17 protein-coding genes, 1 tRNA gene and 6 pseudogenes are annotated in these 23,499 nt (G+C 53.2%); 9 read left to right on the forward strand and 15 right to left on the reverse strand.

The annotated features are described in order from the left end of the window. Positions 1-245 precede the first annotated feature (245 nt). The 4 genes and pseudogenes from QPJ95_RS18185 (at position 246) to QPJ95_RS18200 (ending at position 4,085) form a co-directional block, all read left to right on the forward strand. Positions 246-1,333 (forward strand): IS3 family transposase gene (locus QPJ95_RS18185; protein ID WP_286018130.1). Its coding sequence is split into 2 segments (ribosomal slippage): positions 246-507 and positions 507-1,333, totalling 1,089 coding nucleotides; the frame shifts between segments, so codons are not numbered across the junction. 700 nt (positions 1,334-2,033) lie between these two features. After that, positions 2,034-2,207 (forward strand): annotated as a pseudogene (locus tag QPJ95_RS24485) (transposase); the annotation flags it as partial. Between the two features lie 679 nt (positions 2,208-2,886). Then, a pseudogene (locus QPJ95_RS18195) lies at positions 2,887-3,194 on the forward strand (hypothetical protein); the annotation flags it as partial. A 90-nt stretch (positions 3,195-3,284) separates the two neighbouring features. Next, positions 3,285-4,085, forward strand: a pseudogene (locus QPJ95_RS18200) (IS5 family transposase). A gap of 98 nt (positions 4,086-4,183) precedes the next feature. Here QPJ95_RS18200 and QPJ95_RS18205 read toward each other — a convergent pair. From QPJ95_RS18205 to QPJ95_RS18225, 5 genes are all read right to left on the reverse strand, one after another. Next, positions 4,184-4,720: a hypothetical protein gene (locus tag QPJ95_RS18205; protein ID WP_270921318.1), complete on the reverse strand. Its 537-nt coding sequence runs from the start codon at positions 4,718-4,720 to the stop codon at positions 4,184-4,186. Positions 4,721-4,851: 131 nt separating this feature from the next. Next, positions 4,852-5,981 (reverse strand): IS3 family transposase gene (locus tag QPJ95_RS18210; protein WP_390922490.1). Its coding sequence is split into 2 segments (ribosomal slippage): positions 4,852-5,738 and positions 5,738-5,981, totalling 1,131 coding nucleotides; the frame shifts between segments, so codons are not numbered across the junction. A 99-nt stretch (positions 5,982-6,080) separates the two neighbouring features. Beyond that, entirely contained in the window at positions 6,081-6,755 is a 675-nt protein-coding gene (locus QPJ95_RS18215) for a hypothetical protein (RefSeq protein ID WP_286018173.1), read from the reverse strand. Then, positions 6,752-7,255 (reverse strand): site-specific integrase, encoded by a 504-nt coding sequence (locus QPJ95_RS18220; protein WP_286018174.1) that lies wholly within the window; start codon positions 7,253-7,255, stop codon positions 6,752-6,754. Before QPJ95_RS18220 ends, QPJ95_RS18215 begins: the two co-directional genes overlap by 4 nt. A gap of 700 nt (positions 7,256-7,955) precedes the next feature. Next, positions 7,956-10,181, reverse strand: coding sequence for an adenylate/guanylate cyclase domain-containing protein (locus QPJ95_RS18225; protein ID WP_270921254.1), 2,226 nt, complete (start codon positions 10,179-10,181; stop codon positions 7,956-7,958). Positions 10,182-10,365: 184 nt separating this feature from the next. Between QPJ95_RS18225 and QPJ95_RS18230 the strand changes: the two are divergent. Beyond that, a pseudogene (locus tag QPJ95_RS18230) lies at positions 10,366-11,556 on the forward strand (IS3 family transposase). An 83-nt stretch (positions 11,557-11,639) separates the two neighbouring features. Here QPJ95_RS18230 and QPJ95_RS18235 read toward each other — a convergent pair. Together QPJ95_RS18235 and QPJ95_RS24345 are read right to left on the reverse strand one after the other, a co-directional pair. Beyond that, positions 11,640-12,179, reverse strand: coding sequence for a hypothetical protein (locus QPJ95_RS18235; RefSeq protein WP_270921103.1), 540 nt, complete (start codon positions 12,177-12,179; stop codon positions 11,640-11,642). An 8-nt stretch (positions 12,180-12,187) separates the two neighbouring features. After that, entirely contained in the window at positions 12,188-12,601 is a 414-nt protein-coding gene (locus tag QPJ95_RS24345; RefSeq protein ID WP_390922494.1) for a PAN domain-containing protein, read from the reverse strand. 472 nt (positions 12,602-13,073) lie between these two features. Here QPJ95_RS24345 and QPJ95_RS18240 point away from each other — a divergent pair, with 472 nt between their 5' ends. Then, the gene (locus QPJ95_RS18240) at positions 13,074-14,807 is read left to right on the forward strand and encodes an ATP-binding response regulator (RefSeq protein ID WP_270921104.1); all 1,734 of its coding nucleotides are present in this window, start codon (positions 13,074-13,076) and stop codon (positions 14,805-14,807) included. Positions 14,808-14,825: 18 nt separating this feature from the next. Here QPJ95_RS18240 and QPJ95_RS18245 read toward each other — a convergent pair whose 3' ends face one another. From QPJ95_RS18245 to QPJ95_RS18270, 6 genes are all read right to left on the reverse strand, one after another. Beyond that, a complete protein-coding gene (locus tag QPJ95_RS18245) occupies positions 14,826-15,446 on the reverse strand; it encodes a response regulator (RefSeq protein WP_270921105.1) in 621 nt (206 codons plus the stop codon). A gap of 1,259 nt (positions 15,447-16,705) precedes the next feature. Then, the gene (locus QPJ95_RS18250) at positions 16,706-17,470 is read right to left on the reverse strand and encodes a hypothetical protein (protein ID WP_270921106.1); all 765 of its coding nucleotides are present in this window, start codon (positions 17,468-17,470) and stop codon (positions 16,706-16,708) included. Between the two features lie 87 nt (positions 17,471-17,557). Further along, a complete protein-coding gene (locus QPJ95_RS18255) occupies positions 17,558-17,758 on the reverse strand; it encodes a hypothetical protein (RefSeq protein WP_270921107.1) in 201 nt (66 codons plus the stop codon). Positions 17,759-18,003: 245 nt separating this feature from the next. Beyond that, positions 18,004-18,276, reverse strand: a complete 273-nt coding sequence (locus QPJ95_RS18260) for a hypothetical protein (RefSeq protein ID WP_270921108.1) — start codon at positions 18,274-18,276, stop codon at positions 18,004-18,006. Positions 18,277-18,285: 9 nt separating this feature from the next. Next, positions 18,286-18,561, reverse strand: coding sequence for a hypothetical protein (locus QPJ95_RS18265; RefSeq protein WP_270921109.1), 276 nt, complete (start codon positions 18,559-18,561; stop codon positions 18,286-18,288). 133 nt (positions 18,562-18,694) lie between these two features. Then, positions 18,695-18,976 (reverse strand): hypothetical protein, encoded by a 282-nt coding sequence (locus tag QPJ95_RS18270; RefSeq protein WP_270921110.1) that lies wholly within the window; start codon positions 18,974-18,976, stop codon positions 18,695-18,697. Positions 18,977-19,038: 62 nt separating this feature from the next. Between QPJ95_RS18270 and QPJ95_RS18275 the strand changes: the two are divergent. Both QPJ95_RS18275 and QPJ95_RS18280 read left to right on the forward strand, forming a co-directional pair. Continuing rightward, positions 19,039-19,666 (forward strand): annotated as a pseudogene (locus QPJ95_RS18275) (transposase). A gap of 759 nt (positions 19,667-20,425) precedes the next feature. Then, on the forward strand, positions 20,426-21,277 hold the full coding sequence (locus QPJ95_RS18280; RefSeq protein WP_270921111.1) for a delta-class carbonic anhydrase: 852 nt from the start codon (positions 20,426-20,428) through the stop codon (positions 21,275-21,277). A 417-nt stretch (positions 21,278-21,694) separates the two neighbouring features. Here the strand turns inward: QPJ95_RS18280 and QPJ95_RS18285 are convergent. Continuing rightward, a protein-coding gene (locus QPJ95_RS18285; protein ID WP_390922366.1) for an IS3 family transposase occupies positions 21,695-22,824 on the reverse strand; the annotation gives its coding sequence in 2 pieces (ribosomal slippage) (positions 21,695-22,581 and positions 22,581-22,824; 1,131 coding nt in all). 59 nt (positions 22,825-22,883) lie between these two features. After that, a pseudogene (locus QPJ95_RS18290) lies at positions 22,884-23,069 on the reverse strand (integrase core domain-containing protein); the annotation flags it as partial. A 115-nt stretch (positions 23,070-23,184) separates the two neighbouring features. Here QPJ95_RS18290 and QPJ95_RS18295 point away from each other — a divergent pair. After that, positions 23,185-23,265: transfer RNA gene (locus tag QPJ95_RS18295), tRNA-Met, on the forward strand. The last annotated feature ends 234 nt before the right edge of the window (positions 23,266-23,499 follow it).

Consider the following 23,499-nt stretch of genomic DNA (forward strand, 5'->3'; position numbering starts at 1 on the left):
CGGATTTGTAGCCGTTTTGCTCCGCGTTCGGTTAACCACAAAATCGAGTGTATTTGCAGGCCTGCAGGCGCCCGACCATTCCTTTCCCCTTGTTTTGGAATGGCTTTGTCACGCCCGAAGTAGACCTCCAGGCGGCCTGACGTTGTTCAGGCTCTCGTGGTAGCGCTGGTGGTGGGGTAATCCCCCCCGAAACTAAGGGGATGTGGAAGTAGAATTTTCTCGGCAGAATGCATGAGGAGATTTTGATGAAGATGACGAGATATAGCGAACCCCAAATTCTTGCGATCCTACGCCAAGCCGAAGGCGGTGTGCCTGTAACGGAGCTGTGCCGCGAGCACGGGATGAGCAACGCGTCGTTCTACAAATGGCGATCAAAATACGGTGGTATGGACGCGTCGATGATCAGCCAAATGAAGGCGCTTGAAGACGAGAACCGGCGGCTGAAAAAGATGTATTCCGAGATGAGCATGCAAGCAGAATTACTGAAGGAAGCCCTGGGAAAAAAGTGATCCGGCCAGCCTTACGACGGGGTCTGGCCGAGAAAGCGGTGGCGCGCCACGGTATCAGCATTGCGCTGGCCTGCCGCACGTTTGATGTCAGTGAGACGTGCTATCGTTACAGCCCGCTCTTGAGCGATGAGAACGAAGAGATTGCCGATCTGCTGGTTGGGCTGACGGCCGCACGGAAGACTTGGGGGTTTGGGCTATGTTTCCTGCATCTACGTAACGTGCAAGGTCATTCGTGGAACCACAAAAGGGTTTACCGGATTTACTGCGAACTGGAACTGAACTTGCGGATCAAACCTCGGAAACGGTTAAAGCGGGACAAACCCGATGCGCTGGCAGTGCCGGACGCCCCGAACATGACCTGGTCGATGGACTTCATGGCGGATCGCCTCGGGGATGGTCGGGCGTTTCGGCTCTTGAACGTGCTGGATGATTTTAACCGCGAGGGTTTGGGCATCGAGGTCGATTTTTCTTTGCCAGCCGAACGGGTTATTCGCAGCCTTAATCGGATCATTGAATGGCGTGGGAAACCAGGAACCATTCGGGTCGATAATGGGCCGGAGTACATCAGTGGTAAGCTGCTGGAATGGGCTGAGAAACAAGGTATTATCATCCAGTACATTCAACCCGGAAAGCCGCAGCAGAACGCTTACATCGAGCGCTATAATCGCACCGTCAGGCATGAATGGTTGGACCAACATATCATCGAAAACATAGAGGAGGCACAGGACTTTGCCACACAATGGCTATGGACTTACAATAATGACCGCCCGAATATGGGCCTCGGCGGCATCACACCCGCAATGAAACTGAAAATGGCCGCGTAAATTCTACGACCGCCCCCTGTTAAAAATGGGGGGATTACCGTGGTAGTGATCGACCAAGGCTTCGATTTGGGCTTCTAAATCAGCTGGCAGGGCGCAATTTTCCAGCAGGATGCGGGTCTTCAGGGTTCGATGCCAGTGTTGTGTCGACCGGCAGGGTATTGCGCCGCATCGCTGAGGCGCGGAATCGGCATTTCTAAAGATACGCTGGACGCATTTGGGTTCTCGAAGCGCCAGCACAAACAATTCTCCAACACCAAACCGCCCGGCAGGCCCTGATCAAGAACCAAACCTCCGCAATACACCCGCTGTTGAAGAAGCAATCCATCCTGCGCTTGCGCCAAGTTGAACGCGACCTCGCACAGATCGACGCCACAATTATAACGATCAACCCAGCTGACAAAATACTCTCTGAAAAGGCAGGCTAAACGACGCAGGTGTTGAAATATCGCTGGTGGATGATGCGTTCAATGACGCAGCCTTGGCGATCCAGCCGCGGGTGCAGGGGCTGAAAATAATTGTCTATTGCGGCGAGCGCGACACTCCTGATGGTATGGAGAAATACGAGGACATGCTCGCGGCTGTTGAACCTACCCTTGATAACGGCTGCGGCGGCGTTGACCAACCCGAGGATATACGCGGCGACAAAGGCCTGATGAAGGACCACGAGCTTGGGCTGATTGAACGAAGGTGCGGTCCGTTCCGCGCCGACCTGCAAGAGCCTTACCGCCTGCGGCTGTCTGGCGACCTTATCAGCCGCGTCACCGACGCTGTTCCGGCTGAGGTGTCGGACCGGCAGAACCGCGCTCTGGAATCGATATATCCGATTGTTTATATTGAGGCGCTCAGGGTGAATATCCGCGATGCTCCCCTTCGGGTATTTTGCAAATGCCCTGCCGGGCAGTGCAGGGCCAAATTCTGGCTCTCAATCATGAAGACCCTGCTCCACATGTCATGCCAGGCGCTGCCGGATATTTATCAACCGGCCAGAGCGCAGCTTTGAACGCCGGAAATTTCCTTAGTGTGGATTGCTACCAGTGGCTTCCTTGGCGGGGTCCGGATTTGCAAGAACCACCCGGACCAGCGCGCGACGAATAACCCCTGGCGTCATTGCCGCAGTGGTTGCTTTGTCCTTGGGGCGATCGCTCCAATTGGCTCCGCGAAGGCTGGGCCGATGCAAACCTCATTTGGCCCCGACTCCATTGTCGGCGTCGAGAAATTGGAGTCCCTGGCGTGCATGCCAGATCGGCGCATATGAAGGCCTGCGGCGCGCGCACCATGGACATGCTGGCCGATCGAGTGATCCACATCCGGTCGCCAACTTAACCGCTTAGCCAGGCCGACTTGATGGGAACCCCTCATATCTGGTCTGTAGGTGATGCCGTCAGGCGTTTACGGTAAGCTGCCATTAAGCGGGTAGGGGCTGATCGGCTTAATGATTTCGGGTATAAATAGGATATTTAGCGGCAAGTTAAGGGCATCTCTGGGGCAGATATCGGATTGAGCCTCCCCCCAAAGTGGCCCGCCCCTATGATAAGGAAACCGGAGGACCATAGGTGGCAATTAAGAGACCCAAGGCCGAAGAGATTGTCGTGAAGTTATGGCAGGTTGAAGTTTTGATGGGGCAAGGTATGGCCCGAATAGGCGCGATCAGACAGATCAGTGTGACTGAACAAATCTATTACCGCTGGAAGAAGAAATGAGCCGTTGAAGGCGCCATTGGTTCGAGCCCAGCGGCGAATGCGGAATGGGCACGGAACAACTCAAGGAACTAAAGCGGCTTCAGAAAAAGAATGAGCGCCTTCGGCGTGCGGTTTCTGACCTGACCCTGGACAAATTGATCTTGAGGGAGGCCACAACGGGAGTGATGGCCGTCTTGGAAACGGTCTAGGGTCAGGACCCATTGATTTTGTGATGGAAGTCTGAATCACTGTCCCCAAACAGGAGCAGTGATATGAGCGATCTTTTCTGGCTAACGGACTCCCAGATGTCCCGTCTTAAGCCGTTCTTTCCAAAATCGCATGGGAAGCCTCGCGTTCACTGCCCGGCAGGGCATTGAATAGCAATGTCCCGAGAGGGATGATGGACGTGTCCTGAGCGGACTAATATTTATTAACCGCAATGGGTTAAGGTGGCGGGATGCTCCAGCGGAATACGCCACCCCGAAGACACTCTACAACAGGTGGGTCCGCTGGAGCCGCAAGGCGATATTCGCCCGCATTCTCATGGAGTTGGCCTGCGAGTGTGACAAGACCGACGTGCTTATGATTGATGCGACCCATCTTAAAGCGCACCGAACGGCATCAAGCCTGGCTCTCAAAAAGGGGGCAAAACCCGCCTGATTGGGCTGACAAAGGGTGGTTTGAACTCAAAACTGCACGCCGTGACCGATGCATTCGGTCGCCCGATCCGGTTGTAGCTGATCGCTGGAAACGACGTGAGTGATTACATCGGCGCACGTGCCCTGATGGCGTCCCTTCCGAGGGCCAAATGGTTGCTCGCTGATCGTGGATATGACGCAGATTGGTTTCGTAATGGATTGAAAGATATGAAGATTGAGCCCTGCATTCCGGCACGAAAATCGCGCAAACAGATCATCTTGCATGACAAGTCCCGGTACAAATCCCGCCACAAAATCGAAAACATGTTCAGTAAGCTCAAAGACTGGCGACGCATCGCCATGCGTTATGACAGATGCCCTGAACTCTTCCTCTCTGCCGTTGCACTCGCCGCAATCGTCTTATTTTGGTTATGAGTCCTGACCCTAGAGACATCTTATTCTTTATGCATTCTTCTTGTATTCTGTATATTTAGTAATACTATTAATAACTTACTGATATCTCCCCTGGCTTATTAAGAGTGCTCAATACTGACTTCTGGGGTCAGGCCCACATGCTCTTTGAATACCCGGATCATGACCTCCTGTGCCTCAACATCGTTCTCCCCCGGCACAAGCACAGCACCATGAATGGGGAGCGCTGGTATGTTCTTGTCTTTCAGGGCCAAAAGAACAGAAACAAGGATGTCTGACTCCTGCCGCATGAGCAGCATGCCAACCCCGGCACCAAATCGATGAACAATCAGTGGATGCCTATTGCTGACTGCCTCAAGTATTTCAGTCAGTGATATCCTCTTTGGGATGGTTTTCCTGGCTCGCTTGGGCATGCGTCCCAGAGGTTTACTGGCGTTAATGGCCGCCTGAATGACCTTCTTGACGCCAGGACGACAGCTTGTCGGGATACCAAATTCAGACAGGTCGTAGAGGTCGCCTTCTGGAGGCGTAGTCCCCTCAAGTCCGTAAAGCAGCATGAGACCCATCTGGCCGTAGTCGAGCTCTGCAACGTAATCCTCGCCTAGCATCATGTTTTCAAGACGTTCAGAGAGTTTCAAACGTTGCCAGAATCCGCCATACAGCCTGCCTCCCTGCGCAAAGTCAGAGATGTTAAATATGCGCTTCAGACGACGATCATGAGAGTTGATGTCTGGACCTGTCCCGCTTTCGTTCCGCCCCTTGTGCTCATTTAGGCGGCGATCTTTTCAAAAGCCAAGGGACTTTTCCAGCCTAATGCCGAGTGTCTCCGGCGGGGATTATAGAACCCATTAATGTACTCGAAGATGGCGATCTCAGCAGCCCTGCGGGTTTGCCAAGAGTGCCGCCAGATCAATTCCGCTTTGATGGTTTTGAAGAAGGTTTCCATTGCGGCGTTATCATAGCAATTACCCTTGCCGCTCATGGATACCTTGAAGCCATACCGGCGCAGGATTTTCTGGTAATCCTGCGAGCAATATTGGCTGCCCCTATCAGAATGATGGATGCATCCTTTGGGCGGCCTGCGCAGGGTTATGGCCATGTTCAGCGCCCGTATGGCCAGATCGCGCTTCATCCGGTTGCTGACAGCCCAACCGACCACGCGCCTGGAGTACAGGTCCAGAACCACGGCCAGATAGAGCCAGCCCTCGCGGGTCCAGATGTAGCTGATATCAACAACCCATTTTTGATTGGGTCGATCTGCTGAGAAGTTCCGGTTCAGCAGGTTTGGCGTGATGTTGAACTTGTGATTGCTGTCCGTTGTGGCCTTGTACTTACGGGTTCTGACAACAGATATGCCGTTCTGGCGCATCAATCGGCCGACACGGCGGTGACCAATATCCAGACCAAGCTCTTTCAGTTCTTCGACCATTCTCGGTCGGCCGTAGCTCTGCAAACTCAGGCGGTGCTGCTCCCGGATGTGGGCCAACAGAACCATATCCCCACGTTGACGCTGGCAGGCAGGGCGTTTGCGCCAGGCTCGGTAGCCACGTGGGGTGACATCCACAATCCGGCAAAGTCGCTCTGTGGGAATGCTATTGCGGTGCTTTTCAACAAATGAAAACCTCATTTGCTTTGGTCCGCAAAGAAGATTGTTGCTTTTTTTAGCAGCTCCCTCTCCTCACGTAGAAGGCGGTTTTCCCGGCGAAGGCGCTCGTTCTCATTGGCCAGTTCCTGATCCTCTTTCGAAACAACGTCCGCGTCACGATAGGTTCTGATCCACTTGCACAGGGTGGACATACCAACCCCAAGATCGGAGGACACCTGTCGGCGGGTCAGCCCGCTGGTCAGTGCGATCCGCACTGCGTCGCGTTTGAATTCTTCGGATGGTCGTGGTGCCATGGTGTATCTCCTTTGGGGCAGAATATGCTCTCAAAGGGGCGGAACAATACCGTGACAGGTCCAGTCCGGGAGGGAGCAGGAGACGTCTGTCTTTTCCAGTCAAGTGTTGATGACCTGCATCTGCTCTCTGAGGGTAGGGGTCTCTTCTGTGTCTGCATATTCGACCAGTTTGCCGGGTTTATCGTCCCGTTGTTTAGGTTCTCTCAGCAGAATGACTTCTTCATCTGGTGTTCGTCCGATATCAGCAAAGGTGATGCATGAGCCTTCAATCAGGCGCAAAAGCCTAGATCCCGAGCCAAGAACTGTCTGTTTTCCGCTGACGGCAACGTTCAAAGCCTGATCTTTGATCGTGAACTTACGTTCTCCCGCAGACAAAGAGATGAAAGACATCTCTTCGGCAGACATTACCTTCAGGATATCAGAAAGGGTCTTGCCAAGCGCCACATCTTTGTAGCGGGATTTCGATCGCAGGATCTGGTGGCTTTGGGTGACATGAACTTGCCCACCAAGAACTTCCAACTGGCGGTGAACCAAATCACACACAACAGCTTCAACTGTGGCTTCGTAGGTGGCTTGAGCAGCAGCATTCCGTCTTCGTTTGCGCTTCTTATAGTAGGCTTCATACCCTTCCATGAATCGCAGAACGTCCTGGACCAGCGCCGTCATGGCAGTGGAGGCACAGCAACGATGTGGGTTGAAAGGGCGGGCAGGAATATCGTCAGTCGTTGGATCCGACTTGAGCGGGGCTGCTCCTGAATTCCCGGAGGGTGTCATAGGCCATTCTCTAGGTTGGATTTGTCCATCCAGTCGCGCAACACGTCAATTTTGAACCCAGCTCCGTACCGTGCAGCGACCTCTTTGTTGCTGTGACCAAGGATCACTTTGCTGATTTCTTCAGGACAACTGGTGTTTCTCAGGTCGTCCTTCTTCCTGTGCCGTAGGCTGTGCAACGCCTTCTTGGGGTCAGAGATGACTTTCCTGAAGCGTTTCATCATCGTTGCTGAGGCTGCAGTATTTCCTTTGTCGCGACCATACCGATCAAAAATTGGTGCCTCCTCCAGCTTGTTCTCTCTATGCTCCTGTAACGCTTCGTCCAATCGGTCAGATATGGGCAGCCGTCGCTCGCTGCTAACTGTCTTCAACCCTAGGTGGTCTCCGGCAGTATTCCCGGCGTCTTTGATCTTCAATTTGTGGAAAGGGTTGCTAGCCGACAGGCCGCGCTCGTCGATTGTGTGGTTCACCACTGCTCTGATGAAATTGACGTAGCGGGTCACGCTGTTGGGGGGGCTTCATCAGCTTTAGTGTCCCAAAAGGGTCCAATACCCCTTGGTTTCTTTGCATTTATAGCAAAATCAAGGGGAATTGGCTCCGGCGGTAGGGATCGACTTTGTAAATAACTTCTTGTTTTAATGAAACTATATCCGGTGATCTGAAAATAAAAGGGTCCGAAAAGGGTCCAAAGGCAGATCGTCGGATCTTGTTAACTCCTCTGTTTTGTCGATCTTGGCCGTCCTCTGATGGGCGCGGCTCCGTCACAGATGCATCGAGCAGGTTGGTAGGGCAACAGGCAATTTGGGCAGCCGTAAACTGGAGTAGTCAAGTAGCCAGGTAGTCGGGCTGAAAGATATGACCAGAGGACTGACCACCCCCCTTGGGTCGCCATTCTCCGAGGCCTTGGTGAACAGGCAAAAGGAGACATTCGTTTCGGCATGTGTCGATGACAACAAGGCAACTTTGCAGATTTTTCGGTTGTAAATCCAACTGCCGCGGACGGCCCAAACCGGCCCCTCGTGCAAAACCCGTCTAACGGCAGCTTCCAGCCCTTCTACGACATTCGTGCTGGGTGCAGCATGACGCGGTATATCGAGCACAAAGGGCGGACAGCCGCCATTCGCTGCGCGTAGCACCAGTGTCTGCTGTGCGGACTTTCCAGAACTTTCCGTTGGATAATTCCTGCTGGAGCTCTTGGCCCATTCACTCTGCTACGAGTCTGAATTCAGATTTTATCAGGCCAAAAGAATGAAGCTTTAAAACATGTTTTACTTCGCCAGTTGACTGCTCCGCGTCAATATAAACGGTGCTGCACTCTTCCCGACCCATTTGCTGGCTGCTAAGTATAGTACACAAATAGTCGCCCTTGATGTACCAAATTCCCGTGATGATTTGCCCGTTCAGCCATTGAAATTCCATCGAAATCGAACCGTCACCGCGGCGAACTTCTCTGTAGGGTGCGCCAAAAGGATCTTTATCATGTGTCTCTACGTAGCGGTCAGAGAACAGCTCGATAAGGTCGTCATGCAACAATCTGCCGTGGTCGGTGCTATTGGCAAAATCGTATGGCGTTTCTGGAAGCCCAGCCGCAATCATGGCTTCAGCCCAAGCTTTATAGATGCTCGGGTCAGAATAACTGTCAAATAGCGGTTTGTACCAGATCACGCTTAGCCATGGCACTTCTTTCAGAAGTTCGTCTATATAGGTTTTTGCAATCTCAACATCACCGTTTCGCGCATGCGCCTCAGCCAGCAACAGTTGCAGAGAAAGTTTCGCTTCTCCCATTTGAATGCCTGCAACGAGTGAAAGTGCTTTCTTTACATTGCCCAATCTAAGATATTGCTGCGCGAGGTCTCTTTTTTCACCCACGTTGAGCCTTGGAGAAAGCTCTTCATATGCGACAAACTCCTCCTTGGCAGTAGAATAATCGCCTGATGCGAGTAACACCAGTCCAAGGACGTTCCTCAATCGTGGATCATCTGTTTCCAGAAAGATAGCAGCCCGAGCTTCCAACAACGCCTGCTCAAAGTTCATATGCTCAATATGCAATCGTATTCGAAGGCCGATTGCGCGTGCATTTTGTGCGTCTGCGGCCAATATTGTTTCGATTGTATTTTCAAGGTCAACAAAAGCTTCAGGCACAGGTTTGACTGTGTTCCAACTCCGCTCCCAAATTATATAGTTCAATTCTGCATAGCCAATTTTGGCGTCAACGAAGCCCGGATCAAGTTCCATAGCTTTTTCATAAAGCAGAAGCGCCGGTTTGACCTTCGAGAAATTCCTGCCGTTTAACAGTCGCTGCGCTTTGACGAAAGCAAGATAGGCCTCAATATTGTTGGTTAGTTGGGTGTTGAAAGCTGAGCGTTCTGAGTTATTTAACTTGATTTTCATTGCGCCGACCGCGCTCTGCTTTAGCGTTGCCAGAAGGTCGAAAAATTGCTCTGATGGTGCACTCAAAGTTTGCTTCCAAATGACCTCCTCACTTCCGTCTTGCGTGTCGCGAAGGCGGGCTGCTATTTCAACGTTACCGTCTTTCGAGCGCACAGTTCCGTCCAGAATGTAACGGATGTCGAATTCTTCAGGCAAATCTTTGTGCGTGACCTCGATGCCTTTGTATTCCATTGAAACGATGCGCGGCACAATTGTCAGCCTGCTCAATCGAGCGAAGGAAGTGATCAGGTTTTCAGTCGCTGCGTCGGCAAATGTTTTGTTAGAGGAAATTTCGGCTTTCAGCGGTAAAATCAGGAGCCTGGGCGGTCCGGACCCGCGTGTCGCAGCACTGTCAAAGGCAAAATATCCGCCACTTGCGATCAACACAAAGATGGCAAATGCGGCCAACACGTTTCGGACCAGATCGGAATGCGGAGTTCCTAAGTTAACGATCTTGCCGATGTCACCGGGATCAAGCAGAATTTTGAACGTTGAAATTGGTTCAGACAGGTTCTTTACCTTCTGCGGACCAAGATCAGCGAATCCCAGATCAAGCTTGCCTTTCACGTTGTTAAAAACAGCCTCTGAAATGTAAATGCCGCCCGGTTCCGCCAGACCTTCCAATCTTGAGGCCACATTCACGCCGTCGCCAAAAATATCGCCGCCGTCGTGAATGATGTCGCCAAGGTTGATACCGACGCGATAGGCAATGCGACGGTCTTCGGGGATATCCACTTCGCGGTCTGCCATCTCGCGCTGGACGGCAACCGAGCACAATACAGCGTTGATCGCGCTGGGAAACTCGATGAGCGCCCCGTCGCCAGTAGTTTTGACAACACGGCCACCGAATTCCTTCACTTTTGGCCTGATGAGATCGTCGTTGATCACCTTTTGCCGGGCAATCGTGCCTGCCTCATCGACTTCCACAAGGTGGCTGTAGCCAACCATGTCGGCTGCAACAATCGCGGCCAGTCTTCTGGATTCCAATTTGGTGGACATATGTGCCCCGCAACTCAAAAAAAGCGTCGTGTCCCTGTTCGCGTCAATCATACACATGTTTCAGGAATTAGTCATTCCCGTTGAATTTCCGCGAATCACATTGCAAACTTTTAGTTCAGTTGCGTGAATAGCCCCTAGATTTGTAGACGCCTTGCTTGGTAATTTTGGAAGCAAGGAGACTGTGATGTCAGGGATTAGATTTACCGATGAGTTTAAGCGTGACGCGGTCGCACAAGTTGTGGATCGGGGATACTCAGTTGCGGACGTTTCGGAGCGATTAGGGATCAGCACCAAGTCACTTTACACGTGGAAGGCCCAGTTTTCGCAGCCGCGCAAACAGATCATCGAGACCACGGAGCAAGCCGCAGAGATCAGGCGTTTGAAGAAAGAACTTGCCCGCGTTTCTGAGGAGCGCGATATTCTAAAAAAGGCCACCGCGTACTTCGCCAGGGATGCAAAGTGAGGTACGCGTTTATGCGCTGCCCGGCAGGGTATTGCGCAGCAATGCACGAAAGGGGCAGAGCATCGGCCGATTTTTTCGGTTCGCGCCATGTGCCGTTGCTTGCGTCTGCATCCGAGCGGTTTCTATGCATGGGTTAAAAACCCGTTAAGTCATCGTGCGCAAGAAGATGAACGCCAGACAAAGCTGCTCAAAGAAGCTTGGGAAGAAAGCGGCAACATTTACGGTTATCGCAAGCTGCATGATGATCTCTGCGATCTGGGTGAGACATGTTGTCCAAACCGTGTGGCCCGACTGGCCCGATTGGCTGGGATATACGCGCAAATCGGATATAAACGCCGCCCCGGTAAGTATGGTGGCAAGCCATCAGTCGTCGTTGACAATACGCTAGACCGTCAATTCGATGTCGAGGCCCCCAACAACGTCTGGGTGACAGACATTACCTACATCAAAACACATGAAGGGTTCTCGTATCTGGCTGTAGTGATCGACCTCTTCTCCCGCCGCATCGTCGGTTGGTCTATGCAAAATAGGCAGCCAACAGACTTGGTGTTGCAGGCGTTACTCATGGCCGTTTGGCGGCGCAAACCAACGAGCAAAGTCCTGGTACATTCTGACCAAGGTTCACAGTTCACAAGCATTGATTGGGCGTCGTTTCTCAAACACCACAATCTAGAACACAGTATGAGCCGCCGCGGGAATTGCCATGATAATGCCGTGGCCGAGAGCTTCTTCAACCTGCCTAAACGCGAACGCATCCGTCGCAGGACATACAAGACCAGAGAAGACGCTAGATCTGACGTGTTCGATTACATCGAGATGTTTTACAATCCGAAGCGCAAACACGCTAGGAATGGGATGTTGTCGCCAGCGGCCTTTGAAAGACAACAACAACGGAAGCTGCAAGGCGTCTAAGAAACTTGGGGCTATTCAAAGTTCTCAGGTTTCCGCGATGTACTTCGAGCCTATCCTGCTGGTCCAAAAACCCGTTGAGCCCGCTATTTTGAGCCAATCCCGCAGACCTGCCAAATCTCGTTGGCGCCCATGCTACTGCCTTTTGCAGGGAAGCGGTAGATCAACTCCAAGTCCGAATTCAAGATCTCGATGTCGATGGCTTGTGAGAATTCGCGCAAAAAATGAGCGTTTACGGTGAGGTCGCCAATCCAGGCTTGATCGCCGAGACCGCCGTCAAAATAGTAGACGTCCCATTCAATTGTATAGGAAGGTTCCGAGGCTTGGGTGAAATGCAACAAGAGCGTTTCGGTTTGGCCGTCGGTGCCATAGAGGCGTGGCAGTGCGGGCCCAAAAAACATCATTTTCAACTGACGGGTCTCTTGTCCCGATTCATCGCAGCCAATTTGCAAGGCGAATTCATGCTTTTGCACGGAAAGAGACAGCGAATGAAGTCCCATCGGGTTTCTGCTATCAGTAGCCATCCACGATTGCGCGAAGGCAGCGCTGCCAGTTCCCAGCACAGCAGTCAAACTCAGGCAGGCAAGTCCGTTGAACAAACGAATGATGGGGGGGCTCTGTTTCACAAATGATCCTATTGGCATGTCGGGCCTTGAAACCATGTGCGAACGAGTGCCGAGGTCGCTTTGATTTCTGACGAGTACGAAAGGGCCAATCCCATAGGGCGGCCGGACTCGAAATCATACCCTGCGTAGGTCAAACATTGCCCATGCGACGTGCGCCGGTAGGTAACGCCCGTACAGGCTGGATTGTCGAGGCATACTTGCACACATTCGGAAATGTGCCCGGCAGTGACCGCCTGATTTGCATTCAAGGTCCTGCCTGTCTCGGGGTCCTTCTGGTGCATCAAACCCTGATAAAACGTATAGCCACCATAGTTACCTGCAACAGGTGCCTTTGAAAAAGAACATCCTGCTGCTGCGGGCTGTGCTGCAAGCAAAGCCAGAGCCAAAACGGTCGCACGTCTCATTGGCGCGCTGCCGATCATGGCTCCAGTCTACAAAATTCGGAATTGCCGTTGGTATGCTTCAAGATCACGGTATCATTTCGCCGCAATTTGTCGCTTGCGACCCTTGTGGTCGCCGAAGTGGCCCAAATATTGCGCCCACATTTTCTGTCTCCCCAAGAAACACATGTGTTGCCACTTCTTGTCAAATCGCTTTCACATATGGAAAGATCTGACCAAACATAGTAGGCGCTCGCATTATGCATATAGTATAAATTGCCTTGGGCACTTGCCGCGCCCGCTGCAAACACGCTGCCAATTGCCAAGGCGGATGCAACCAAAATTGCGTTTGTCTTTTTTCCAGTTGAGTTCGGCATATCGATCTTTCTTTCATATTTCAGAGGCTCATTGACCCTTTTCTACGATGAATTTGACGACCTACATATTAGGGTAAATGTACTAGTTGCCTTGAAGGCATGGCCAAGTAGGATGGCGCTCTGGATCGGAGACCCATATGGCGATATTGCTCATTCCCCCCAGTGATTTCACCGAGGACCGGGCAAAGCTTTTTGCGCGTGCACCTTCCAAGATCTATTTCGGCCATATCGCGTCATTTATGGTACTAACCTATCTGGCGTGGGATGTATTGCCGTTTTTTGTGCTGGTCATTTGGGCAGCATGGGAGATTTTTGGAACCCCCATTTTACTTCACCAGCTCACGAAATCCGTGCCAACAACATCGACTGCTGATTTTGATCTTTCCGCATGGCAAATACGTCTGCATGGGCTTTTTGCTTTTGTAGGTGTGAGTTGGGGGCTGTTTGTTGCACTCGGCCTGGATGTTGAAAACCCCGCTCATTTTTCTATTCAAATGGCCATTGTTGCTGGTGCCTGTGCCTCGGCTTCGCGCTCTCTGGGGATTTTCCGGTTCTCATTTTATGTCTATGTCATCCCTTTCACGGGCCTACTTGCCCTTCGCATTTTCATGCTGGGTGGCGACTACATCCTGCTTGGGATTTTGGTACTTATTTTCATGGGTATGCTGTGTCGGCTTGCCAATGATACCAGTGAGGAGCTCTCTGATTATCTCGCGACAAAGGTGGAAAATCTAGATCTCGCGCAGAAGTTTGAGCGCGCGGCGTATGAGGCCAATGCAGCCAATTTGGCAAAGACTCAATTTCTCGTCCAAGCAAATCATGATTTGCGTCAACCGATCCATGCAATTGGCTTGCTCTCCGAATGCTTGCGAGATCAAACTATGAATGAGGAGGGTCGAAAAATTCTCGACACGATAGATGCCTCAGTTGGAAATTTAGCAAGTCTTTTCAAGTCATTACTTAACATCACTTCACTTGAAACCGGTGCCATTCAAAAGGATATTAGTGTCTTTGAGCTCAACGATGTCATCGAGCAAGTGGTGCGCCAGGCCCTACCCGAAGCGAGTGAGCATAAGACGAAATTGGCGCATGTCGCAACATCTGTGTGGGTCGAAACGGACAAAGCACTTTTGACGTCCATTTTGCAAAATCTAGTTTTCAACGCCGTCAATTACTCAAGAGGGCAACGGGTTTTGATCGGTGTACGCCGGCGTCGCGACTGCGTTTCTGTGGAAGTTCTTGACCAAGGCTTTGGCATGTCTGAAGAGTTGCAATCACGGGTCTTTTGTGAGTTTGAGCGCGGCAACTCGGACGGGCCAAATCGTGTAGAAGGGCTTGGCCTTGGTTTGGCGATTGTTGCCAGAACGGCGAAACTTTTGGATTTTTCGATTGAACTAAAGTCAATAGAAGGCCGAGGCTCGCATCTTGCGCTGTGCGACCTGAAGGCTGTCGACAAACCGCTCAGCCCGGATCAGAACGGAGCTACAGGCGCTCATGTCCAGCCAAAAAACCAGACAATCATGGTAATCGATGACAACCCGCAAATACTTGCCGGTTTGCAACTGCTATTATCGAAGTGGCGCTACGAAGTCGTTGCAATCGAGCCGCATTCACTGAGTTTCCCCAAAACAGCGCCGGACGTAGTGATCAGCGATTTGCACCTGAACATCGAGAGTAACGGCCTTGAACTGGCGCAGAAAATTGTCGCGCATTACGGCCGAAAAATTCCGACGCTTATCATCAGTGGAACCTTGACGCCCGAGCTTGAATTGTCTGCCAAGAAGGCCGGGTGCTGGACGCTTCTCAAACCGGTTTCACCTCGTGAACTGCGCTCAACATTGTTGGCGATGCGGCACAAAACAACCGAGTAAAAACGGCCCGTCCCTTGCCTAGACCAATCCATTGAGCGCCGCAATTGCGGCAGCGCTTGCTCGGTTTGAGACATCTAGCTTTTTGAAGAGGGCAGACATATGTGCCCGCACGGTGAAAGGCGAAATATCGAGTTCTCTGGCAATCTCTTTGTTGGATTTGCCTTGGCCAAGGCGTACGAGCAGATCGATATGGCGGGGCGACAGACCCAGGGTGATGTCCGGGTTTTCAAGGTCATTTTCTGGCTGTGCTTCGAGCAGCATAACAACCTCGCCGTCCAAAACATCGGCGATGGCCTTTTGAATTTGCTCAGGGAGGACTGATTTCGAAATATAGCCATTTGCCCCCGCCGCCAACATCATACGGGCTATTTTAGGGTCTTCGTTCATTGAGACCACGATGATCGCGGATTGCGAACACTTTTGCCGCAAATATTCGACAGAATTTGCTCCATCAAAACCTGGAAAAACCAAATCTAAAATTAAAAGAGTCGGATGGCTGTCATCCTCAATGAGGCTTAATAAGGCTCCGAATTCTGCCGCTTCTAGGATAGTCCCCGGTAGGATACGACGAATGATTCTCGTCATTCCCTCGCGGAAAATAGGGTGATCGTCGGCAACAATGATCGTGTCTGTCGTCATACCCATCCTCTTTTTTGCCCCCAATACCAACGGACTGCTAAACATCGGGAGAGTCAATCCTGTGCTAAAGCGAAGCCACCGGATACTGGCTACGACCTTAGTGCAGATGTCCTAATATTTCCGGACCCAAGTTTCCTATAAGTTAAGCGTTAGAAAAACCACGACCATCTAGTGCCAATGCAACTGTGCTTGAGGTTTAGTGGATTGAAACACTAAAGGAGGCAATTGGATTGCTCGGGATTATTTACAATTAGATCATCCCTGGTCTGGGCTCGCTGCTTCTGCTGATAAAGAAGGTCTTCACCGGCTTTATTCAACTCACCCTTTCGCTTGCATCGTTCAGTCTGGGCTGCACCGTTTTTCAAACGGTTATCGGGCTGGTGTTGTGGCTAATAGTCTGGCTTTGTGCCTGGGGCACGGGGCTGCGACAGTACAAACGGTGCAAAAATATCCTGAAATTCGATGCCGCCGAGGAATAAGGATTAACAACCATGCCGACCAACAGCCAAGATCGGCAGTGTACCTGTAATGACGCCGCCAGAATGAAGGCTGTATCGAAAACATGGGATCGCTACAATTCCGTGACCAAATATCAATGTAACACCTGCGACAATGGCGTTGAAATAATTCCGTTGTCCCACATTGGCTACACGTTAATCGTCGGCGTTTTGGCCCTTTCATTCATCATATATTTCTTCGTCATCAGAGCCCATGACACCGGATTTTGGACGTATTCCATTGTTGGAAGCCTTATCGCTTATCAACTGTTCACGACAACCGCCCACTGCTTGGCACACCGCCTATATCCCCTAGCACGCGGGCCCAAAGCCCCTGTGTTTCAAGTGCGAAAAGACAATCTTCGCTCTCGCATCGAGGGTATGAGCTTCCTCAGCGGTGTATTCCTTCCGATCATTTTGGGCGGGTTCCTCCTTGGGGTCGCTCTCGTGTTTGGGATTTTACACGACTTCTATTTCCCTCGTCCCTAATTAATTCAATGACTGCAATGAACTCAGCCCCGCTCAGCAGACTTCGATGTCTGTCGCACCGAATGGCCGGTTTCCGCCCCTCCTGCATGGTCTCTCCTGCCGCCACCTCATCAGATAGAAGGTCGGCTTCGGGCTGGAAACTACCGTTAGGCGGGTTTGACTCGAATGGCAGCATTGGGCCGTTCCTGCAGAGTGGGTTTTGTTTGGTGGAAGTTTGGAGTGTCCGTGTGACTGCCGGATGGTGGGCATGTGGGGTCCTCATTTTTCGACAGTTTAACGAGCAAAGAGGCGCAGCTCTACGAGGGATTTTCCCAGCCGAAACGGTGCGGCAAAGCTAACCAGGCAGAGAGCAAGGATTTGCAAGATCAAGATCCGGACATTGTCCTGCAGCACTTCCCATTCGCTTTTGAGCTGGGTGACATGGGAGATCAGATCATCATAAGTCCGCGCGAGTATCAGGAAATCTCCGGCGATAGCGGGCACTTTGCGGCGCATGTTGTCGACTGCCGACTGGGTTGCGTCATCCAGCGCAGTAAAGACAATAAAGGCTGCGGGATCAAAGGCATTTGCCTTGGCGGCCATCTCCCTCATTTCGCCCATATCATCGCGCCCGCCCAGTAAAAACGACAGGCTGCGCAACGGGGCGACTTCATCCGTGACTGCCAGAAACAGGGGCAAGTCAGCATTGCCTGCCGTTGAAGCAGACAGGAATTCGATCTTGTCACACAGCACAGAAATGTCGGTGTCATAAGCCGGGTCGCAGAACCGCAGGCGAAAACGGGCGGCGTCGCGGTCAAAGGCGGCTGTTGCGGCAAATGCGATGTCGATCTGGCGTTCCAGCCGCGAACTGTCGGTGGTGTAAATGCCCGATATCACCGCCACCAGGGCTCCAAAGCCACCCAGTACCACCCAGACCAGATCGGCGACTTTCCAGGCGTGGTGACCGGCAGGGTTGCGAAACAAAAAGCCAGTGCCGACACAACCCATGGCAAAACACATCAGGATTAGCAGCAGCTGGTTGTCGGCAATAATCATCATCGGGCAGCAATAGTCCCCTGAGGCAGATAACTCTGGCCCAAGTGTAGCGGCGGGATCGTCCCGGTTTCAACTGCCGTGGCAGTTGGCTCACGAGATCGTTTGGCGGGCCACAGCTGGCGGACAGAGAGCGCCTTTCACCTTCTCGGCCCAGTCGACAATGACCCAAGCCAGATCGCGGATATTGCGATCGCGCGGTGCGCCGCCCTTGGCCTTGCTGAAATGCTTGCAATCCGCGCTGGCCCACAACAGGCCGACAGGGCGGCCCTGCACCAGCTCGGTCGGATCCACCTCCCAGATATTGCTATCCAGATATTGCTATCCAGATGGATGGTGTCCGGGTGGTTGGCCTGGTGCAGCGCTAGGGCTGCGGCGCTGTGGTTGATGGCGTAGTCAGGGCTGCGGCCCAGAGCCATTTCAATCCCAGTGCTGGCGCCACCGCCTCCGGCAAAGCTGTCGATGATCAGTGGTGCGGACATGGCGTCCTCCTGGTTTCCGTCGCTGGTCCTTCGGTGGTGAAGGGCCACAGAGAGAGATCAGTGCTTTCCGCCAGCTCTGCGCATCCGGCGCCTCATGATGGTGTGCCGCTCACCCACAAGCTCAGCCAAGGCAGCTTTCTTGCGTTCAATGCGAACATGAAGCTTTGCCAGTCGCCGGATCTCGATTTGGTTTGCGAAGTGCAGCCATGCTGCCCTGAGGCCAAATGGCTCTGTGGTGGTCGTGGCGTCACCTGTCATTTCGCGGTGCTCTTGTGCACCAGTTGCTGGTGCACAAATGTTGGTTTCAAATTGTGCCGGCATGGCGTCCACTTGGGTTCCTTAGTTGGATAAATTTGCGGCGGCGGGCTTGGGGATAGCGCCGCGCCAGGCGTCGCATTCCGAGCGCAGGTGTTGAAAGCGCGCGGCGGCGTTCTGATCAGTTCCGAGGTCGCGGCGGCTGACGATATTGCACCAGCCAAGGACAAAGGCCCGCGGTTCGCCGGGGAACTGGTGAACCTTGCGCAGGAAATCTGCGAACCGGGGCTCATTGCAGAGCATGCCTGCCTGTTGGGCAGCGGGCAGGCCGCCGAACAGGGTTCTTAGTGATCCTGGCATCTGGTCCGATCCGTGAAATTGGCGGGGGCGCGGTTTGCAAAATCCGTGAGTGGCTTTCGCTCCCCGGTGGCGGGCCGCAGCGCGCCGGTGTGGGGAAAAGGGCCGGGACAGAGGCCCCGGCCAAGTGGACGCCCTAGCTGTAGGTCGCTGGTTCGGGCACCATGGGAGGTTCGGTGGTGTGGATGCCGGCGGGCGTTCGCTGCGCGGTTTCGATCCAATTCTGGATCGCCTCATCCTCGGTCCAGCCGATAGCGGCGGTGCCATACAGCTGGATCTCGAGTGCAGCGCGATATGGCACCTGAAATGGATAGTACCCGCCGGTTTCAATCACCGCGCAGGCGACCACGTCGCGGCGTTCGCCCAGGGGCAGGGCAGACGGCGTGTCCGCAAATCGGTTAGCGAGGGTCTGGAACATGGTCACTCCCCTATGCTGCTGGGGGCAGGGCATGCCCCTTGGCCTGTGCGATTGCGCGGGTTTTGGCCGCAACGCGGTCCAGCGTCTGGTCCAGATCGTTTGGTTCTGGCGTCGGTTCCCTATCAATCTGGTTTGATGCTGAGATGGCTTGGGAAGCCGAACCTTCTGGTCGCCGGGGACGGCAGCAAGCTTATAGCGACGCTGCAATCCAAGCATGTCTGACCCTTAAGGTTCTGTTCGGCTTGCCTCTGAGGCAAATGACAGGGTTTATAGAAAGCCTGCTTGAGCTGGTCGGGTTGAGTTGGGCGGTTCCAGACTTCAGTACGCTGTGTCGTCGCCAGAAAACCTTAGCGGTGAACATTCCATATCGTGGCTCAGGAGGTCCCTTGCATCTCTTGATTGATAGTACAGGCATCAAGGCCCCCTCTCGGCAGCATCCTGCGGATGCGCCTGCCGGGCACTGTGGCGACAGCTGACCGGATACCACCGCCGAAGCCGCGTTGAGACGAACCCTCTCGGGATCATGCTTCGCATAACCCTGCCGGGCAGTGGATGCATTGTGTGAAACTGCTCGGTCAGCGCCTCTCCGCGCGTGACTTCGATCGACAGGTCGCGGAAATCCAAATCCGCGCCGCGATTCTCAACGGCTTCACTGCGCTTGGAATCCCCAAGACAGAGGCCGTAGGCTAAATCCGTCCGGTGTAAGGGAAAGCCTGACCTCAAACTGATTTGTGCAACAAAGCCCCCCAGATAAGATCGTTGCCGCACCGGTGCCACATAATGTGCCACCAGATCTGTTGACCAATTGCCCAGGCCATACAGGCCCGGTGCCGCAAGATGAGGGCCAGATGTTTGACGCCATGTTGGCCGAGGCAAAGGGGCGCGCTTGTGCCAACGGCAAACTGGTGGCGATTGACAAAATACTAAATCTCAGTGGCTTACGCTGACCTGTTGGGCTTTTCTGGACGCGTAACTGCAATGTCGATTGAGAAACTTGTTACGACATTGGTACGCTGTGCAGCACCGGTCACAAAGGGCCGCGGTTTCCGGCCATTCGCTGCGTTCCACTCCAAGGGCCGCTATGCGCAGAAACCGGGCTTTGCAAAGTCTTGTCGGCCTCCCGAAAGTAGGCCTTGGTGCCGGATATGGCAATTGGCAGGTCTGAGCTCAACCGACTGGATGCTGTGCTGTGGACGGGAAGCCGTTTCGGTACTTGATTGTAGCGTGACCAAAACGACCGCTTTTGGCGTGTAGGTTTCGGCGGCACACTTTTGATCAAGCAAGCAGTAAGACCCCGGTTGGCACTAATTGGATCGTGAGATGAACCTTTGAAGTGGATTCAAAACCTCGCTCATCCATTTCGACTCTCTCATTGATTCAGATACACAGCGGGCTACAATCGATTTGGGTCTGACCCATTACCCGTTGTGATTTTTAAGGAAGAAAATAATGTTCAAATTAAATTTCTGGCTCTGCGTATCGGCCGCAATGATCGGCTCCGCAGCTTTGGCCGCAGGTGACGACCACCCCGTATCGGATGAAGTGATAGCTGAGCAGCGCGCAGCGCTCGCTGCCGCCACCGACGGCATGGGATATGGCCCACAGTCGCCACGCGATATCGATGCACATAATGGCGCCAACCATCGTGCGTTCGGCACCGCGCCTGCGGTAACTCAGATGGCGCTTTGCGACATCCATTTCCACGAGAACGCCGAGCACAAGGGCGGTGAATTCACAACCTTTGCCGGAAATGGCGACGGTCACGGATATGGCACTGGCTTCAAGTACAACGGCGTGCTGACCGAGGCGGAATTGGCTCCTATCGATTTGCCAGTCGGCGAAAGCAAGCATGGCGACCTTGTTCCGGGCGATACCATCGAGATTCACTTTGTTCATTCCACCGCGCAGGCGACTCTTGGCAATAGTCTTGCCACATGCCTGAGCGATGCCATCGGCAACCCGCAATTGCGCGTCGAAACCGTCGTTGCGGTGCTGGTATCCGAGGGCGGAGCCGACTTTACCGAAGTGGCTCATATCGGAGAGATTAACGGCCTGAACCAGGTTCCTAACCTGCCGACTGATCTGGGTGAACCGGTCGTCTACGACGGCTCGACCACCGGCCCTGGCTACAATGAAAAAGGCTCGCCCTTTCAGGTGACCTGGAGCGTGCGCCCGAATGTCTTGAAGCTAAGCATTGCTTCGGTAGGCGAGTGGTTGCATGACAACTCCTTCAGCGAAGATCATGCCCATGGCGTGAGGAATTTGCTCATCAATCCCGACCTTCTGTCGCAGATCTACTAATCGCAAATTCGGCTAGGGGTGGGCAATTCTGCCCGCCTTTTTCTCTGAGGCGGTTCTGCTTGGGTGGACAAAACTCATTCATGTTTGTCGCGGGCAAAAACGACCGATTTTGCCCCGCTCCGGGAAGTGTCTGACGTCAGCGCCTATGGGTCCAAATAGCGTTATTTGATAAGAGAGTGTTTCTGGCTCATCGTAACCATTGAGGAGTGGAACATGAGACATACAACTGGAACAGGCAAAAGCCCTGGCGAGAAGATCGTCAAAGATATCAAGCGGGCCACCCCTGCCCGGCGGCACATGCGCAGCATGTGTGAGAGGGGCGCAAGCATTACTCATCCGAAGAGAAGATCAGGATCGTCCTGGATGGCCTTCGTGGCGATGGACCTGTCCCGCTTTCGTTCCGCCCCTTGTGCTCATTTAGGCGGCGATCTTTTCAAAAGCCAAGGGACTTTTCCAGCCTAATGCCGAGTGTCTCCGGCGGGGATTATAGAACCCATTAATGTACTCGAAGATGGCGATCTCAGCAGCCCTGCGGGTTTGCCAAGAGTGCCGCCAGATCAATTCCGCTTTGATGGTTTTGAAGAAGGTTTCCATTGCGGCGTTATCATAGCAATTACCCTTGCCGCTCATGGATACCTTGAAGCCATACCGGCGCAGGATTTTCTGGTAATCCTGCGAGCAATATTGGCTGCCCCTATCAGAATGATGGATGCATCCTTTGGGCGGCCTGCGCAGGGTTATGGCCATGTTCAGCGCCCGTATGGCCAGATCGCGCTTCATCCGGTTGCTGACAGCCCAACCGACCACGCGCCTGGAGTACAGGTCCAGAACCACGGCCAGATAGAGCCAGCCCTCGCGGGTCCAGATGTAGCTGATATCAACAACCCATTTTTGATTGGGTCGATCTGCTGAGAAGTTCCGGTTCAGCAGGTTTGGCGTGATGTTGAACTTGTGATTGCTGTCCGTTGTGGCCTTGTACTTACGGGTTCTGACAACAGATATGCCGTTCTGGCGCATCAATCGGCCGACACGGCGGTGACCAATATCCAGACCAAGCTCTTTCAGTTCTTCGACCATTCTCGGTCGGCCGTAGCTCTGCAAACTCAGGCGGTGCTGCTCCCGGATGTGGGCCAACAGAACCATATCCCCACGTTGACGCTGGCAGGCAGGGCGTTTGCGCCAGGCTCGGTAGCCACGTGGGGTGACATCCACAATCCGGCAAAGTCGCTCTGTGGGAATGCTATTGCGGTGCTTTTCAACAAATGAAAACCTCATTTGCTTTGGTCCGCAAAGAAGATTGTTGCTTTTTTTAGCAGCTCCCTCTCCTCACGTAGAAGGCGGTTTTCCCGGCGAAGGCGCTCGTTCTCATTGGCCAGTTCCTGATCCTCTTTCGAAACAACGTCCGCGTCACGATAGGTTCTGATCCACTTGCACAGGGTGGACATACCAACCCCAAGATCGGAGGACGCCTGTCGGCGGGTCAGCCCGCTGGTCAGTGCGATCCGCACTGCGTCGCGTTTGAATTCTTCGGATGGTCGTGGTGCCATGGTGTATCTCCTTTGGGGCAGAATATGCTCTCAAAGGGGCGGAACAATACCGTGACAGGTCCAGGCAGGAAGTAGTGCTCTAACAAGATGCGGTTCTTCAAGGTTTGATGCCACCGCTCGATCTTACCTTGGGTTTGCGGGTGATACGGCGCGCCACGGCTGTGCTTCATGCCCTTGTCTTGCAGCCATTCCGCCAGTTCCCCTGAGACGTAGCTGGAACCGTTATCACTCAGCAGGCTGGACCTGTCCCGGCTGGTCGCGGCTCCGCTTGGCAATCCTCGGGCGCTTGCTGGGCCGTACCAACCCAATGACGACACAGCGCTATGCTCATTTGGCGGACGACCCCTTGCGTGACGCGGCGGAGGTGATGGCTGGAAAATGAGGATGCAATAATCTTCAGGCTCATACCCTGAAGGTCGTAGGTTCAAATCCTACTCTCGAAATCTATGTTTACTTTGTATATCAATATGTTAATCGCATTTTTCGAGAAAGTTCCTGCGTTTGTGGTTTGGCAGTGGAAGCATCCGGGGTCATCCCGTCACGCTGCAGCGAACGGCAAGTTGGATTCCTAAACGGACCAAATTGCTTGGCAGACGTCATTGCAGCGACGACGGGCAGCTGTCCGCCGACGGAGAGACCGCCCAGTTCAGGGACATATTTTCCGGCGGTTCTGGT

Origin of the sequence: Parasedimentitalea psychrophila (assembly GCF_030285785.1) — a bacterium.
Classification (GTDB): domain Bacteria; phylum Pseudomonadota; class Alphaproteobacteria; order Rhodobacterales; family Rhodobacteraceae; genus Parasedimentitalea; species Parasedimentitalea psychrophila.